The sequence below is a fragment of the Cryobacterium breve genome (assembly GCF_027594785.1).
GTDB lineage: Bacteria > Actinomycetota > Actinomycetes > Actinomycetales > Microbacteriaceae > Cryobacterium > Cryobacterium breve_A.
Map to the genome: position 1 here is coordinate 3,077,703 of NZ_CP075584.1, position 15,565 is coordinate 3,093,267.

Here is a 15,565-nt window from a genome sequence, read left to right on the forward strand (position 1 = left end):
GAGTTCAATGAGCACTTCCGTCACGCGCATCCTCAGGTCTTCGGTCTTACCCTTCATCGTTCTGATCCTTGTTTCCTTCGGATTCGTCACCGTGCACGCAACGGCTCATGGCCCGATCTCTCCTTTTGACGAGTACGTCTACCTGGACTACCTGGCGAAGGTCCCGACAGAGGGCCTGGTGCGGTCGGGCGAGGAGACCGGGGACGTGGCGCGGAATGCCATCAGCTGTCGCGGCGTCCTGAACTACGGTGCGTATGGGGAGGGCTGCAATACCGGGACTCACCAGGACGACAAGAAATATCCGTACGACGGCGGGACGGGCGCCGATATCTACACCCCGCTCTATTTCGCGGCCACCTGGGTGGCAGCTCAGCCCCTGACCTGGTTCGGGGTCGATCTGCTCGACGCGGGGCGCCTCGTCGGCGGCCTCTGGCTTGCTCTCGGACTCAGCCTGACGTACGCGCTTCTCCGCCTCCTGAGGGTGGACAAGGCGATAGCCCTCGGTCTCTCACTCAGCGTGATCGCCACGCCTGTGGTCCTGTGGGCGACAACATATTTGAGTACCGATGCTCCGACTCTGGCCGTCGCGGCGGCCGTCGGGTGCGTAGCGGTTCTGGTTGCGCGGCGGCGCATTCACGTTGCGTGGCTGCCCGCGATCAGCGCGGTCGCGGTTCTTTTCAAGGTTCAGAATCTTGCGGCAGTGGGGGCCGCGGTCGTCGGCGTCGTGGCCTGGACGTTCATGGAGGCGCATCGTTCCGAACGCGGGGGTTCACGACACCCGGTCGTGGTGCGGTCCCTGGTGGACCGCCGGACAATCGCCGCCGTCGTCGCCCTCATCGCGGGCGTCGGCGCCCAGGCCGCCTGGCTGGTCTTCCGAGTCCTGGCGACCCCGGCGAACGCGAAATCTGCGGTCGTCGACTCCGTACGTCAGCCGCTCTCACTCACCTCCCTGGTCACGGAAGCCTTCAGATTCCTGAGGTCCATCGGATCCACGGATGCTGTCGCAAACGTCCTCGGGGTGCTCACGGGGAATCTGCTCACGATCCTCGTGATCGCTGCGCTGATCGGTATCCTGATCGACTGGAGGTCGCGCCCTGTGGCGCACACCAGCGTCGCACTGGCGGTCTTGCTCGCCGCGCTGGCAATGGGGCCGGCGTTGTCGCTCGCTGTGCGCGCGAGTGTCGGGTTCTACTTCCCGCTGCCGGCTCGGTACGGTCTCGTCCTGGTCCCTGGATTTCTCGCGGCCCTTGGACTGTACTTCTATCGGTTCTCCAGGTTCGGGCGGTCCGCCGTTCTGGGACTGGGCAGCCTCGCCGCTCTGGCTGCCCTGCTGATGTGACGTCAGTTCGAAGACAGACGCCAGGGTGTCCTGGTCAGGTCAAACCCGCGGTTCCTGTTCGGCATTCACACCAGTGCCCGTGGCCCGCGACTCCAGATCGCGGATTCTGAGGTCCTGCAGCGCCGACATCTCGGTCAGGGTGCGAGTCTTCGTCTCGAGGTCTGTGAGCTCGACGCTGTGCTGGATGCAGACCAGGAACAGCACGGTGATGCACACGAAGAAGACGAGGTTGGAGGGAACCCCGAAGCCCAGCGAGTTCGCCGCCCAGTACAGGACGCTGGGAAAGACGCTCACGATCAGTGCCAACAGGCCGGCGATGACCCACCAGACGGCGTGCCGTTCGCGCAGGCGGCGCCGACGGAGCATCTCGACGACGACGACGAGGGTCGCCACCGCGACAAGAATCCCGAAGAAATAGGTGGAGATGCTCATGCGGGGCGGGCTTTCGGTTCGAGGGAATATGACGGGCGGATCAGGGCGAAACACAGGGCGACGAAGGCGCGCCCGAGGTAGGCGGCACTGCGGATCGGGTTGTGCGACGGCTGGCCGCCGGCCCGTTCTCGCATCGACACGGGCACTTGAACGATGGTGCAGCCGGCACGAGCCGCTATGACGAGGGCCTCGATCGTGTCGCCGAGGTATTCTGCGGGGTAGTGCGAGGCGAAGAGCCGGACGGCGCGAGGCCCCGTGGCCTTGAAGCCGGACGTCGTGTCCGTCAGCGTCGTCCGTGCGGTGCGGCTCAGGATGGCGGCAAGGAATCGCATCGCCCAGCGGCGGGGACCGCTTGCCGAGTAGTCGCCGGTTCCGGCGAACCGGGCGCCGATCACCAGGTCGGCCGAGTCGAGCTGTTCGAGAAGGGAGAGTACGTTCGCCGGGTCGTGCTGGCCATCGGAGTCAATCTGAACGACGTTCTCCCAGCCGTGATCGATTGCGTACTTGAAGCCGAGTCGCATCGCGCCGCCTACTCCGAGGTTCACCGGGGGGCTCTGCTACGGTCGCGCCCGCCGCCCGGGCGACGGCGGTCGTTTCGTCGCTGGACCCGTCGTTCACAACAAGGATGTGAACGCCGGGAAGTGTCGCGTAGACCTCCCTGACCACATCTCCGACGGCTTCTTCCTCATTGAATGCGGGCATGACGATGAGCGTGCGCCCCAGAATCGAAGGCATATTTTCTGCGCGGATCATAGGGGCCCCTTGGAATTGTTGTATGCAATAGGTGCGGAGCCTGGGTGTTGCCCGACCGATGACGTGTCGAAGCAACAGGGCGGTGCCGTTCCTGTCTCCGGCCCCGATCGACGACGGCAGGCGGGTCAGCGCGTTGAGACGCGACGACAGGTGACGCCTGGCGATGCGTGCGGCTTTCGACCAGTGGAGTGCGGTCATCCGTTGTGCGCACTCCGCGAAGAAGCCGCTCTCTTCAAGAAAACGCGAACCGTCGTTGGCCTTCCACGAGGAGACGCTCCCCAAGTGGCGTCGGTACTGGAAACTGGGCACGTCATCAAGCACGAGCCTGCCCCCGGTCGCCACGATGTCGATCATCAATGCCAGGTCCAGCGCGACGTCGAGGTCGGTGCGAAACCCGTGTCGTCTGAGACGGGCCGTGCGCCAGGCGATGGATGGGAAGTAGGTCCAGGCGCCGGCAAGCAGGCTCGCAGCGAGCGGTTCACCGGAGAGCGCGGTGGCCCCGGCGACGTTCGGGCGATACCAACCCTTGACCCGGTCTGCGAGCGGCAACGTGTCGTGACCCGACGCGTCCATGACGCTCACGCCCGGCTGCACGAAATCGGCGTCGGGAAAATCGTCCAGGAGCCTGGTGGATTCTCGAGACATAGTTGGGTCGAAGGAGATCGTCACATCCGACGATGGTCGTGAATTCGGCCGTGGCGAGTTCGGTGCACTTCCGGAAGTTGCCGCTCACACCCAGGTTCACCTCGTTCCGGATGTAGGTGATGCGCGGCTCGTCAAGCCCGATCACCCATTCGCCCGGTCCGGTTTCTGGGTAGAGGTCGTCGATCACCACGAGTCTCCACCGTGGGTCGTCCTGGTCGAGAACGCTTTGCACCGCGAGACGGAACAAGGCGGGATCCCCATAGAAGGGCATCATCAAGTCGAGTGTGTGCAAACCCGTCTCGGATCGATCGAGCGGGTGCATACCTGGCATTCTGACTAGACTCTCTAACGGCTTCGATATTTGCCGGTGACCCACGCTCTCGTGCCACCGGGGCAGTTCCTCAGACAGTCTAGTCAGGCCGTGGACGCTGCCGGGGCAGCTGGAAAAGAGGAAGCGGATGAAAGACGCGCACACCAGTGTCGCTCAAGCGAAGCGTGGTCCGTCGGTCCTCTGGGTGCTGGCGGCGACCGGGCTCTCGGGTGCCAGCGGCTTTCTCGTCATGGCTCTCGTCGGCAAGACGCTCGGCACGACCGACTACGCGGTCTTCGGCGTGTTCTGGTCAGGACTGTTCCTCTTCGTTGGCGTGCTCTTCGGAATCCAACAGGAAACCACCCGCGCGACCGCTGCGGATCTCCATCAGGCGACTCCCGGCCGGGTGCAGCGCAGCTCCCTCTGGGTGTTCGCCGGCGCTGCGGCAGTCGTCGTCTGCGTCGTCGTCTTCCTGTCGGGATTGTGGTGGGCCCCGCTCACGCTCGGGACGGGAAACACGGACCTCATCGTGCAGATGTCTCTCGGAGCCGCCGCGAACGCCGTCGTTGCGACCATAAGTGGCGTGCTGGCGGGTGCGCACCTGTGGCGACACCTGGCGGCCATCATCGCCATCGACGGCGTTGTACGGCTGCTCGCCGTCGTCGGCGTGCTCGCGGTCGGCGGGAACACGGCGGCCCTCGCCTGGGCGGTTGTGCTGCCCTTCCCGGTGTCGCTGGGGCTGGTCTTCCTTGCCTCGCCACGCTCGCTCATCCGCTTCTCGGCTTCGCCGCTCGGGTACGGACGCCTGATCGCGAACTCTGCCCAGACGATGCTCGCCGCCTCGGCCACGGCCATCATCATCAATGGTTTCCCGCTGGTACTCGCGTTCTTCGCGGCGCAGGGGGACAAGGCGCTGCTCGGTGCGCTCATCTTCGCCATCACGATCACCCGTGCTCCGATCCTCGTGCCCATGATGGCCCTGCAGAGCTACCTCGTCACCCGCTTCACGGGCATGACGGCCAGCCCGTGGCCGCTCATCGGGCGTGCGTTCGGAATCATCGGCGCAGTGATGCTCGTGCTCGGCCTGGGGACCTGGCTGTGGGGAACGACCGTGTTCGCTGCGATCATGGGTGCGGACTTCGCGCTGTCCACGGTCGCACTCGTTCCTTTGGTCGTCTCGTCCGGGTTCATCGGCTCGCTCTGCGTCACTGGCCCTGCCCTCCTGGCCCTGGGGCGTCATCGGAGCTATGCGTTCGGGTGGGTCATCGCATCCGTCGTTGCCGTCGCCATGCTGTTCCTGCCTGTCGGACTCGAGGCGAAGGCCGCGCTCGCCCTGTCGGTCGGTCCGGTCGCGGGCCTCATCGTGCACCTGTTCGCCCTGTGGCGCCTCTCCAGCGGCGGGCGAGCCGACGGCGGCGAAGCCGAGCCTGGGCACGTCGACTCCGCACGTCCCGAAACGGCCTCGACCGGTCCTCTCCAGTGAGTTCCTCATTGAGCGTCTCGGTAGCCCTGTGCACGTTCAATGGTTCCGCGTTCATCGAAGAGCAGCTCGTCAGCGTGCTCGAGCAGAGTGAGCCCCCCGCCGAGATCGTTGTGTCCGACGATTCCTCGAACGATTCCACACTTGCGGTCGTCAGCCGGGTGTTCGGCGACTGGCGTACCCGACACCCCGGGGTTCCGCTCGAACTGAAGATCCTGCGCAACCCCGTGGGCCTCGGTGTCGTGGCAAACTTCGAGCAGGCCCTCGGCGCCTGCACGGGCGACCTCCTGGCCCTCTGCGACCAGGACGACCGCTGGCATCCGCGTCGTCTGGAACGGATGGCCCGTGAGTTCGAGCGCCGCCCCTCACTGACACTGCTGCACAGCGATGCACGCCTCATCGACGGCGACGGTCAGCCTCTCGGTCTCACCCTGTTCCAAACGCTCGGCGTGACGGATGCCGTCAAGCGCGTCGAGCATGGGGGCCGAGCCTTCGAGCCTGCTGCTGCGACGCAACATCGTCACCGGGGCCACGACAATGCTCCGGCGTGACCTCTTCGAGAGGTCCCGGCCCTTCCCTGATGCCTGGGTGCACGACGAATGGCTCGCTATGACGGCCGCCATCGGCGGGGGAGTCGATCTGCTCGATGAGGAGCTCGTCGACTACCGCCAGCACGGCGGCAACCAGATCGGCGTCACGACCCTCGATATCAACGGTCGCGCCGGACGACTGCGTGCGCCTCGCACCCTGCGCAACGAGCGCCTCCTGGCTCGCGCGGAGGCCCTCGCCGAGCGCGCGCCCCTGCTTGTGCCGGAACCCGCACCCGACGTGATCCGGGCGGTGACGGAGAAACGTGCTCATGAACAGGCGCGAAGCGTGCTCCCCGCTGCCCGGATGCTGCGGGGTGTCCCGGTGCTGCGCGAATGGTGCACCGGTCGGTACTCCCGATTCGGGCGGGGTGCCCAGGACGTCTTGCGAGACCTCGTCCAGCCGGTCTGAGGTCGTGGCGTCCGACGGAATTCGTCTACTCTGATTGCACGGGCGACGGAACTCGGCGGGGACAGGCCGAATGTCGCGGCCTCGCGCCGTGTTGAACCCCGAACGAGCTATGGAGGACTCCCGGTGCGAAAAGAGCGAGCGTACGTCGCTGGCCACTCGGGGGCGCGTGGCCTCGGCAGCCGGTTTCGAAGTGCAACCGTGCCCGCCGGCGATGGCCTGCCGCGGATGCGGGTCTTGCTCGCCTTCCCAGCCCTCCTGCTGCTCGTCGGCATCGTCCTTGTCGCGTTCGATGTGAGCGGCACCTCCTCGGGAGTTTTCCACAGCCAGATCGCCTACGGCAAGGACCCCGCCCTGGTCCTGGGCACACCGCAGGCCACCCGCTCGGACGAATGGAACGTGCAAACCGTCTGGGCGATCGCGGCGGTCCAGCAGGGGTTGCCCACGATCAATGAGAGTTTCCCCGGCGGCATGGACACGACGTTGCCGCAGGACCTGCCCAGGATCGACTGGACTGTCGCCTTCCGGCCACACCTCTGGGGCTTCATGCTCCTGGACATCGGCCGCGCGATCGCGTTCAAGTGGTGGCTCCCTGGCCTGGCCCTCGCGGCCGCAGCCTATGTCTTCGTGGTCACCGTGCTGCCCAGGAGGCCTCTTGTCGCGGGCCTTCTTGCCGTCGGGTTCCTGTTCAGCCCGTTCTTCCAATGGTGGTACCTGACGACGACTCTCTATCCGGCGGTGTGGGCACTGACCACGATGACCGCTCTGGTCTGGGCGTTCAAACGAGATTCCCGTCGGTCGCGCTGGGCGTGGGCGGCGGTGGTCGCCTACATCACGGTCATGATGGCGACGGGTATCTACGTACCGTTCATCGTGCCGGCGGTGCTCGTCGTGATTTTCTTCGCAGTGGGTCTCCTGCTGGAGCAACGAGGGCTCGGAAACCGGTGGCGGTCGACGTTGGCCAGGACGGTTCCGGTTCTCAGCGCGGGCGTTGCGGCTTCGATGGTCACGGGAGTCTGGCTCCTCACGAAGATCACAACCGTCGAGGCCTTTCTCGGCACGGCCTATCCCGGACACAGATCGACGCCCACGGGCGGCAACGATGTGCTGAGCTTCGTGTCCGCCATCGGTTCTTCCTTCACTCAGGCGCTCAACGCGCAGCGCCCGGGGCTGTTGGGCCCGAACTCGTCTGAGGCGTCCACCTTCTTCTACATCGGAATCTTCCTGATCCCCGTCGTGGGCTGGATCGTCGTGCGCCAGGCGCGACGACGCAAGTCACTGCCGTGGGTTCTCATCGGCCTCACGGGCGTTGTGCTGCTGCTGCTGGCCTACATGTACGTTCCCGGCTGGGATACTCTCGCCCGGATCCTGCTCCTGGACCTGACCACGGGAACCCGGGTACGCATCGGCATGGGGCTCGCTTCCCTGGGACTGCTCGCCTACACGATCCGCTACCTGGATGACAATGCCGTTCGCGCGAGCCGCTGGGTGGTTGGCCTGAGCGCCGGCCTTTTCGCCCTGTCACAGGCCGCGATCGGTTATGTGGCCGTGCGCAACCTGCCCATGATGATTCAGGCGGTACAACTCTGGTGGCTCTGGGCGCTCATTTCGGCGGCCGCAATCTACCTGGCCGGACGTCGTCGTCCTCTTCTCGCGGCGATCGCCTTCTTCATCGTCACCGTGGCCGGTTCCGGTCTGACGAATCCGCTGTACCGGGGCGTACTCGACCTGCGAGAGACGGCGGTCTCGCACGGCGTCATTGTCACCGATGGCGCCGCGCCGAAGACCTGGGTCGGCGTAGGCGGGGGGCTGACGACGGCGGTCCTGCTCGAATCGGGAGTGCGGGCATACAACGGTTTCCAGGGAGCACCGTCACGGATTGTCTGGGACGCGATCGACCCTGGTGGAGCCTTCGCCGACCAGTGGAACCGGCTTGCCGGCGTGAACTGGAAAGCAGGGGCCGGCGAGCCGACGGTATCCAACCCCGCCGCGGACCAGATCATGGTCACGTTCGATGGGTGTTCCTCGTTCGCCCAGGCGAACGTGGGGTACGTTCTTGCCGACGACCACAGCCTGGACCTCAGCTGCCTTCGTGCGATCGAGAGCTTCGATCTTCCGAAGGCCAGCCTGACGATCTACGAAGTGATTGCCCGCTGAGAGTCAGTCGTCTTCGGGTGGGCGGGGCCTGGGCGGCAGGGCGCTCCTCCAACTCTTGCCCTGGGCCGCCGTGAGGGCACAGATCAGGAGCAGCAGCCAGCCGGCCTCGACCAGGACGGTGCTTTCTGCGAGGCTCGTGACGATCAGGACCACGAGGACGAGCGGCGCCCACGCGTAGACGAAGGTGCGTTTGTTGGAGGCGAGCACCCAGGACCGCCAGAAGGCGAGCACGACGAGGATCAGGAAGCTCAGGAAGCCGATCAGTCCGAGCTGGAAGTACACGTCGAGGAAGGCGTTCAGTCCGGTTTCGTAGTGGCGGCGGGTGCTGAAGTCGAGCCAGCCGTACGGGGTCGCCGTGCCTGGCCACAGGCCGGACCAGCCCCAACCCTCGAGCGGATGCAGGCCGACGAGGCGCCACATCTCCCGCCACAGGGTGGCGCGCACACCGAACTCGCTGCGGGCGTTGAGCGCTTCGACGATGGCCCCGCGGGTGAGGAACGCCACGATGCCTGCGACGACGGTCACGCCCAGGAGGGCGAACTGCAGCAGCCGGCGGCGCGGCTGGGGGGTGTTGCGCAGCCAGGTCAGGGCGAGTCCGGCGAGGCCGACGAAGACCGCGACGACGAAAATGACCGGGGACCCGGTGAGCAGGAGGCAGACGGTCGCCCCGATCAGTGAGACGATTCCCACCCCGCGCCGCACGGACCGGGTCCGCAGCTCGATGACGAACGTGATGCCCGCGATGAGGGCCGCGAACCCCAGCGCGTTGCGGGAACCGAAGATCCCCTGGATCGGGCCGAGTTCGTCGAGGTGCCCCTGGATGTCGAGGAACCGGATCGGCGTATCGAGCAGCAGGCCGGCGACGACCTCGAGGGCGAGGGAGGTCGCGAGCAGCAGCCGGAGCACGTCGCCGGTCGCCCGGACAATCTGGATCATGTTGCGCGCGAGCACGATGTACAGCGCGAGGAAGGCGAAGGCGAGCTGGTAGACGAGCCCGATCGCCGTCGCGAACGGGTACCCGGTCCAGAGCAGGGACAGGGCGCACCAGCCGAGGAACACCAGGATCGAGATCGGCAGCAGGCCGTGCCATTCGATCTGCTTCCTCCGGGCGACGAGCGAGAACGCGGCGAGCACCACGAGCCCGCCGAGCACGCCGATCACGCCGGGCCAGCCGATCAGTCCGCGCAGGAAGACGGCGCCGAACGCCGTCGCGATCGTCGCCCGGGTCAGGGCCGTGGCGAAGTGCGGGCCCCGGAAGAGCCGCATGAGTGCCCTCGGTAGTTCGGGGGAGTGCTCGCGGGAGTTCATGGGCTTCCTAGGCTACCCGCAGGCATCCGCCCGGCCCGGTTCTGCTTGTTCGGCGGCCACCCGGATGCCTAGGGCATCGGCCGGTTCAGCGCCTGCTGTCTCTTCGTGGTGACGCTGACGAGCACGAGGAGCACCCAGCCGTATTCGATGAGCAGGCGGCTCTCGGCGAAGCTCTGCGCGATGAGCGCGGCCATCAGGAGCAGCGGGAGCAGGGCGGAGACGGTGTACGGGGCGGTGTCGGAGACGGTCGTGCGCGGGCGGTCGACCGCGAGGAACCAGGACCGCCAGAGGGCGCCGGCGACGATCGCGAGGAAGGCGAGGAGGCCGATCACGCCGACCTGGAGCCAGACGTCCAGCCAGGCGTTGTGCGCCTGCAGGTAGACGACGCCCTTGCGGCTCGCGAGGCCCGCGAACGGTTCGGCCCACGGCACCCAATAGCTGACCCAGCCCCAGCCGAATGCCGGACGCTGCGCGGCGAGGTCGGTGACGCTCGCCCAGATGTCGAGGCGACCGGTGAGGTCCTCGCTCTTGCCGAAGAGGCTGAGCAGCCACGGCGAGAGGGTCGCGAGGGCGACCCCGCCGGCGACGATGAGAGCGGCGGCGGCGACATAGACGGGCCGGCGGCGCTGCGGTCCGCGGCGGCGGGTCCACAGAGCGAAGATCAGCACGATCGCGACGAAGCAGGCGGCGAGGGTGACCGTCGCCGAGCGGGTGAGCACCAGCACGAGCGCGGCCGTAGCGAGCCAGGCGATACCCCAGCCGCGCCGAACGGTGCGGGCCGCGAGCCTGCACCGCGAACACGATGACCGCGAGGAGTGCGACGAAGCCGAGCAGGTTGCGGTTGGCGACGATGCCCTCGATCGGTCCGCCGTCGAAGAGCAGGCCGCGGGACCAGTAGAACGCGTCCGGGATCTTCTCGCCGGGGTAGGACACCCAGAGCGGCAGCACCGGCTGTCGCACGAAGGCGCCGACGATCACCTCGAAGAGCAGCGAGAGGGCGATCACCCAGCGCAGCGCCGCTGCGAGGGTGCGGAGCAGTTCGGCCCAGCTGAGCACGAGGGCGAGGAAGAGCGCGGCGATCGTCGTGGCCCAGAGCACGGCGACGCCGATGGCCGAGGCGCCCGGGTAGAAGGACCAGGCGATGGACAGCGTCGTGATCACGAGGAAGACGCCGATCGAGCGCGGGAATTTCGACCACACCCAGTCCGGCTTCAGGCGCACGAGCAACACCACGCTGCCGACGAGCACCACGAGCGCAATGGCGCCGAAGCCCCACCAGCCGAGCAGGTTGCGCCAGAATTGACCGGCGAGGGCGGTGAAGAACACGAGCGTCGCAAAGGACCGGACGACGAAACGGCTCTGGACGGCTGGCATGAGTCCTAGAGTACTGCCGGGGTTACCGCCCGGCCGCTGCCGAATCTTCAGCCGCGCGGACATTTTTATACCCATGGGGGTATAGTTCAGCCATGAAGATTCTCATTGTGGGCGGCGTGGCCGGCGGTATGTCGGCTGCGACGCGAATGCGCAGGCTCGACGAAGCGGCGGAAATCATCGTATTCGAGCGAGGGCACTACGTGTCCTTCGCGAACTGCGGGTTGCCGTACTACGTGGGCGGCCTCATCGAAGACCGGTCGGCGCTGCTCCTGCAGACGCCGGAGTCACTCGCGAGTCGTTTCCGCCTCGACGTGCGCATCGACCACGAGGTCACCGGCATCGACCGTACGGCCCGGACGGTCAGCGTGCGGGACACGGTAACGGGGAACGTCACCACCGAGGGCTACGACCGTCTGGTTCTCGCGGCCGGGGCGACGACCCGCAGCGTGCTCCCTGCCGGGTCCTCGATGCCCGTGCACACCCTGCGCACGGTCGACGACGTCGACCAGATCACCGCGCTCCTCACACGCTCGACCGGGCCGGGCTCCGCCGTCACCGGTCCCTCCGCCACGGTCGCCGCCGTCGTGATCGGCGCCGGCTTCATCGGCCTCGAAGCGGTGGAGAACCTGGTCCTGCGCGGCGTGCACGTCACGGCCGTCGAATTCGCCGGCCAGGTGCTCGGTCCGCTCGACCCCGAGATGGCGGCCCCGGTTGCCGCAGTGCTGAGAGCGCACGGCGTGGACGTGCGGGTGGACACCTCGGTGCGGACCGCAGCCGCCGGCCGCGTGCGGCTCAGCGATGACACGGATGTCGCGGCGGACCTGATCATCGAGGCGACCGGAGTGCTCCCGGACACCTCACTCGCCGCTGCGGCCGGACTGCGGATCGGCGAGAGCGGTGCGATCTGGGTGGACGACACCCAACGGACGAGCGACCCGCTCATCTATGCCGTCGGCGACGGCGCCGAGAAGATCGATGCGATCAGCGGTGGGCCGACCAGGATCGCGATGGCCGGGCTCGCCAACCGGCATGGCCGAGCCGCCGCGGACAGCATCGCCGACAGTGCCGGCGACGGCGCGGCCGGTGCTCTCGGGGTTGCCGTCGCCGCAGAACCCGCCTTCGGCGTCGCGATCGTCGGCGTTTTCGGCACGACCGTCGCGATGGTCGGCTGGAGCGAACGGCGCCTGCTGTCCGCAGGCCGGGCGCACCGGGTCGTGCACACCCACCCCAGCGACCACGCCGGCTACTACCCCGGGGCCGAGCAGATGTCGGTCAAGCTCCTCATCGACGCCGGGACGGACGCGATCCTCGGCGCCCAGATCGTGGGTGGTCACGGGGTCGACAAGCGGATCGACGTCATCGCGACGGCGATGGCCGGCGGGCTCACGGCATCCGCCCTCAGCCGGCTCGAGCTCGCCTATGCGCCGCAGTACGGTTCGGCGAAGGACCCGATCAACCAGCTCGGCTACGTCGCAGACAACCTCGCGGCCGGCACCACCCGCAGCCTGCAGTGGCACGAACTGGCGGGGGCGCTCGCCGCGGGTGAGACGTTGGTCGACGTGCGCACGGCGGGGGAGTTCGCGGCCGGGAGCATCCCGGGGGCGGTCAACGTGCCGCTCGACGAGCTCCGCGACCGGTTCGGCGACCTGCCGACCGGGCCGCTCGTGGTGCACTGCCAGGTCGGGCAGCGCGGGCACACCGCCGCGCGGCTGCTCAGCCAGCTCGGACGAGAGGTGCGTAACCTCGACGGTGGCTACAAAACCTGGGCGGCGGGGGCCGCGGCGCTCGCCGCATCGCCGCGCGCCGCGGTCGCGTCTGTTCTTCCTGTTTCCCCCGTAGTTCCCACTCCCGCCACCGAAAGGATCCTCGCATGAAGGAAATCACCGTCACGGAACTCGCCGCGCTCGACCACCCCGCCGTCGTCGACGTGCGCGAACAGTCTGAATACGACACTGTCCACGCCGAGGGAGTGCGGTTGATCCCGCTCGGCGAGCTCGTGCAGCGTCTCGAGGAGGTGCCGCGCACGGGACCCGTCTACGTGGTGTGCCACCTCGGCGGGCGCAGCGCCCAGGCGACCGGCTTCCTCGCGGCGCAGGGCATCGATGCGATCAACGTCGTCGGCGGCATGGACGCGTGGCAGCGCGCCGGGCTGCCCGTTTCCGGAAGGGCCTGACATGACTACTGAAACTGTCGCCGTAGCGGGTGCCGCCGTGCAGTCCAGCGCCGTGCAGGGGGCTGCGCACGCCGCGAACCAGAAGAAGATCCTGAACCGGTTGCGCCGGGCCCAGGGCCAGCTCGGCGCGGTGATCGCCGCGGTCGAGTCCGGCGGCAGCTGTAAGGACGTCGTGACCCAACTCGCCGCGGTGTCGAGCGCTCTCGACAAGGCGGGCTTCGTGATCGTGTCGACCGCGATGCGCGACTGCATCGACAACCCGGACACCCCGAACGCGCTCACGGTCGACGAGCTCGAGAAACTCTTCCTCACCCTCGCCTGACCATCGCGCCACCTCTAACCAATTCGACGGAGATTTTGCCCGGAAAGCGCTTAAAACGCGCTCTCACGTGCCGGATACTCAAAAAGTCCGTCGAATTGGTTAGGGGGTGGGCGGCGTCAGCGGCGGGCGAGGTGCGTGACCGTGAAGCCGCCGGGGGCGACCGTGACGGATGCCCGCGCAGGGTTGCCGCGCTCATCCGCGTGGGCGACGGGGCGGCCGGCGGCATCGTACGCGGCCTGCTCGAGCCGGAACCCGCGCGGCACGAGCACGGTCCGCACGCTGGACTCCCGCGCGGTGCTTACGTACAGCGTCGAATCGCCGGCCGGTCCGGTGACCGAGACCGTGGAGACGAGCGGCTGCAGCAGCAGCGCGTCGATCGCCGCAGCCCCGCTCGACGTGCCGGTGACGGCGGTCGCGCCGGCCGGGAGGGTGCGGGACAGTGAGAGCGGCAGCAGGCGGCCGGGGGCATCCGTGATTCCCTGCGCCCCCGCCCCGCCGTTCGCCGTGCTGCCGAGCGCTCCCCGGGCGGATGCCCAGCTTGTGTTCCCTGACCGGGCTTCGGTCTGGTTCACGATCGGGTACACATTGCGGGCCTGGTCGCTCTCCGGAACGGGGATGCTGAGCGTCCCGCCCTTCGTGAGGCTCACGTATGCGCCGCCGGAGAGGTTGGCCTCCCCGGTCCAGGCCGAGGGAGGTGTGACGACCGTGCCGCCGCTGATCGTGCCGGCCTCGGCCTCGACGACGCTGAGCCCTGCGGTCGCGACGGTCTTGTCGATTCCGAGCGCCTTGGCCCTGAGTCCGGGGTTCGCGTCGAGGGTGAGCATGGTCAGCAGGGTGTGGATCGTGGATTCGGCGCCCGAGTTCGGGTTGACCCGGCCGTCGCGCTCGATGCCGTCGATCGCGGTGCCTGTCGCCGGGTTGTATGCGGGAAGGCCGCTGCGGTTCGCGCCGAAGAACCAGCCGGCGTAGATTGCGGCGACGTCGAGCAGGCCGGGCGCGTTCGCGGCCTTCGCGGTCGCGACGAGGCCTTCGACCCGCGAGTCGACGCCGTAGGCGATCTGCGCCTCGCCGGGAGTCGGGCTCCACGCGTTGTCCGGCCCGCCGGCGGCGAGGAGCCTGCGGGGTGAACTGGGCGGAGTCGACGACGGCGGCCTTCAACAGGTCGGGCCGGCCGAGCACGGCCCCGGCCGTCGCGACGGCGGCGGGGGCGAGGCCGCCCCAGGCGTGCCAGAGCGACTGCGACTTGTTCCACGGCAGGATCGCGCCGAACGGCCACTGGGTGAGCGAACCGGAGGACATCGCGGCGACGCCCTCGGTCAGCCGGGTGAGCGCGGTGCGCACCCCGGTGTCGCCGGGGTTGGCCGAGCTGAAGGCGGCGAGGCCGAGGGCGGCCTCTGCTGAGGCATCCGCCCCGCCGGCCACGAGCCAGGCCGGGACCTTCACGCCGTCGGCGATGTCGAAGGTGCCGTACTTGGCGAGGGACTGCCGGTTGAGCGCGTCGAGGCTGAGGTGCAGCCGGTCCTGGAGGAAGGCGGCGAAGGCCGGGTCTGCGCCGGCGCCGGTTCCCGCAAAGGCCGCGTAGCCCTCGCCGAGGGCCCAGAGGGTGCGGGCGACCCAGTACGACTCCGCGGAGTCGCTCGGATCCGGCAGGCTCCTTGGGCGTTGCGCTCGGCGTCAGGGTGCCGTCGGCCTGCTGCCAGAGCACGACGTTGCCGGCGTTCGGGCCGGTCGCGGTCTGCAGGTAGGTCAGGGCGCGCAGGGTCTGCACCGCGTGGTCGCGGCTCGAGGCGTCGCCGGTGAGCTTCCAATGCCGCAGGTAGACGACGGCGGTGCGGGCGATGTCGTCGGCGTTGTACGCACCCTGGCTCCAGTGGCCGGTGCCGGCGTCGAGGGAGCCGCCGCCGATGCGGGTGTAGCTCCCGTCGGCGTTGCGGTTGGCATAGGTCCACGGGGCCTGCGCGGTCGGCTGCTCGGCGAGGCGGTAGGTCGTGTGCTCGGCGCTCTGCGCGAGCGGAACCGCGTCAAGCAGGAAGTTCAGGTGCGCCAGGTTCGTGAGCGGCCGGCCGGTGGCGGGAGCCGGGGTCGCGGTTGTGCCGTCGACCGCGGTCGCGGTGACTGGTGCAGCGGATGCGGCCGGCCGGCCCGGCTGGGCGGCCGCGGCTCCCGTGCCCGCTCCCCACAGCAGCAGCGAGACCGCGCTCGCGAGGGCGACGCCGCCGAGCGTCGATCGGCGGTGGGTGGAACGGAAACGAACGGCATTGTGCGTCATGCGTGAC

At 68.2% G+C, this 15,565-nt stretch carries 15 protein-coding genes and 1 pseudogene; 9 read left to right on the forward strand and 7 right to left on the reverse strand.

Translation table 11 applies throughout. From position 1 onward, the window contains the following. The first annotated feature begins 7 nt into the window (after positions 1-7). The gene (locus KIV56_RS14980) at positions 8-1,339 is read left to right on the forward strand and encodes a hypothetical protein (RefSeq protein ID WP_281534066.1); all 1,332 of its coding nucleotides are present in this window, start codon (positions 8-10) and stop codon (positions 1,337-1,339) included. A 39-nt stretch (positions 1,340-1,378) separates the two neighbouring features. Here KIV56_RS14980 and KIV56_RS14985 read toward each other — a convergent pair whose 3' ends face one another. The 3 genes and pseudogenes from KIV56_RS14985 to KIV56_RS14995 all read right to left on the reverse strand — a co-directional run bounded on the left by KIV56_RS14985 (position 1,379) and on the right by KIV56_RS14995 (position 3,500). Then, on the reverse strand, positions 1,379-1,771 hold the full coding sequence (locus KIV56_RS14985) for a DUF2304 domain-containing protein (RefSeq protein ID WP_281534067.1): 393 nt from the start codon (positions 1,769-1,771) through the stop codon (positions 1,379-1,381). Further along, positions 1,768-2,506, reverse strand: a pseudogene (locus KIV56_RS14990) (glycosyltransferase family 2 protein). Before KIV56_RS14990 ends, KIV56_RS14985 begins: the two are co-directional and overlap by 4 nt. A 496-nt stretch (positions 2,507-3,002) precedes the next feature. Beyond that, positions 3,003-3,500: a glycosyltransferase family 2 protein gene (locus tag KIV56_RS14995; RefSeq protein WP_348648575.1), complete on the reverse strand. Its 498-nt coding sequence runs from the start codon at positions 3,498-3,500 to the stop codon at positions 3,003-3,005. 127 nt (positions 3,501-3,627) lie between these two features. Here KIV56_RS14995 and KIV56_RS15000 point away from each other — a divergent pair, with 127 nt between their 5' ends. From KIV56_RS15000 to KIV56_RS15015, 4 genes are all read left to right on the forward strand, one after another. Further along, on the forward strand, positions 3,628-4,962 hold the full coding sequence (locus KIV56_RS15000; RefSeq protein WP_281534068.1) for a lipopolysaccharide biosynthesis protein: 1,335 nt from the start codon (positions 3,628-3,630) through the stop codon (positions 4,960-4,962). Beyond that, complete coding sequence (locus KIV56_RS15005; protein WP_281534069.1) at positions 4,959-5,510, forward strand: glycosyltransferase; 552 nt, start codon at positions 4,959-4,961, stop codon at positions 5,508-5,510. The genes KIV56_RS15000 and KIV56_RS15005 overlap by 4 nt, the downstream gene beginning before the upstream one ends. After that, positions 5,497-5,958 (forward strand): hypothetical protein, encoded by a 462-nt coding sequence (locus KIV56_RS15010; protein WP_281534070.1) that lies wholly within the window; start codon positions 5,497-5,499, stop codon positions 5,956-5,958. Before KIV56_RS15005 ends, KIV56_RS15010 begins: the two co-directional genes overlap by 14 nt. Before the next feature lie 198 nt (positions 5,959-6,156). Then, positions 6,157-8,112, forward strand: coding sequence for a DUF7657 domain-containing protein (locus KIV56_RS15015; protein ID WP_281534071.1), 1,956 nt, complete (start codon positions 6,157-6,159; stop codon positions 8,110-8,112). A gap of 3 nt (positions 8,113-8,115) precedes the next feature. On the opposite strand, the gene KIV56_RS15020 is transcribed toward KIV56_RS15015, so the two are convergent. Next, entirely contained in the window at positions 8,116-9,420 is a 1,305-nt protein-coding gene (locus tag KIV56_RS15020; protein WP_281534072.1) for an O-antigen ligase family protein, read from the reverse strand. Positions 9,421-9,488: 68 nt separating this feature from the next. Beyond that, positions 9,489-10,145 (reverse strand): O-antigen ligase family protein, encoded by a 657-nt coding sequence (locus KIV56_RS15025; protein ID WP_281534073.1) that lies wholly within the window; start codon positions 10,143-10,145, stop codon positions 9,489-9,491. Here KIV56_RS15025 and KIV56_RS15030 point away from each other — a divergent pair. From KIV56_RS15030 to KIV56_RS15045, 4 genes are all read left to right on the forward strand, one after another. Beyond that, the gene (locus KIV56_RS15030; protein WP_281534074.1) at positions 10,132-10,803 is read left to right on the forward strand and encodes a hypothetical protein; all 672 of its coding nucleotides are present in this window, start codon (positions 10,132-10,134) and stop codon (positions 10,801-10,803) included. The two genes, KIV56_RS15025 and KIV56_RS15030, sit on opposite strands and share 14 nt — an antisense overlap. A gap of 83 nt (positions 10,804-10,886) precedes the next feature. After that, positions 10,887-12,668 (forward strand): FAD-dependent oxidoreductase, encoded by a 1,782-nt coding sequence (locus KIV56_RS15035; RefSeq protein WP_281534075.1) that lies wholly within the window; start codon positions 10,887-10,889, stop codon positions 12,666-12,668. Next, positions 12,665-12,967: a rhodanese-like domain-containing protein gene (locus KIV56_RS15040; RefSeq protein WP_281534076.1), complete on the forward strand. Its 303-nt coding sequence runs from the start codon at positions 12,665-12,667 to the stop codon at positions 12,965-12,967. The genes KIV56_RS15035 and KIV56_RS15040 overlap by 4 nt, the downstream gene beginning before the upstream one ends. A gap of 1 nt (position 12,968) precedes the next feature. Beyond that, positions 12,969-13,289, forward strand: a complete 321-nt coding sequence (locus tag KIV56_RS15045; RefSeq protein ID WP_281534077.1) for a metal-sensitive transcriptional regulator — start codon at positions 12,969-12,971, stop codon at positions 13,287-13,289. A 116-nt stretch (positions 13,290-13,405) separates the two neighbouring features. Here KIV56_RS15045 and KIV56_RS15050 read toward each other — a convergent pair whose 3' ends face one another. Together KIV56_RS15050 and KIV56_RS15055 are read right to left on the reverse strand one after the other, a co-directional pair. Continuing rightward, the gene (locus KIV56_RS15050) at positions 13,406-14,113 is read right to left on the reverse strand and encodes a hypothetical protein (RefSeq protein ID WP_281534078.1); all 708 of its coding nucleotides are present in this window, start codon (positions 14,111-14,113) and stop codon (positions 13,406-13,408) included. A 2-nt stretch (positions 14,114-14,115) separates the two neighbouring features. After that, positions 14,116-15,558 carry a hypothetical protein gene (locus KIV56_RS15055; protein WP_281534079.1) on the reverse strand — a complete coding sequence of 481 codons (1,443 nt, stop codon included), beginning with the start codon at positions 15,556-15,558 and terminating at the stop codon, positions 14,116-14,118. Positions 15,559-15,565 lie beyond the last annotated feature (7 nt).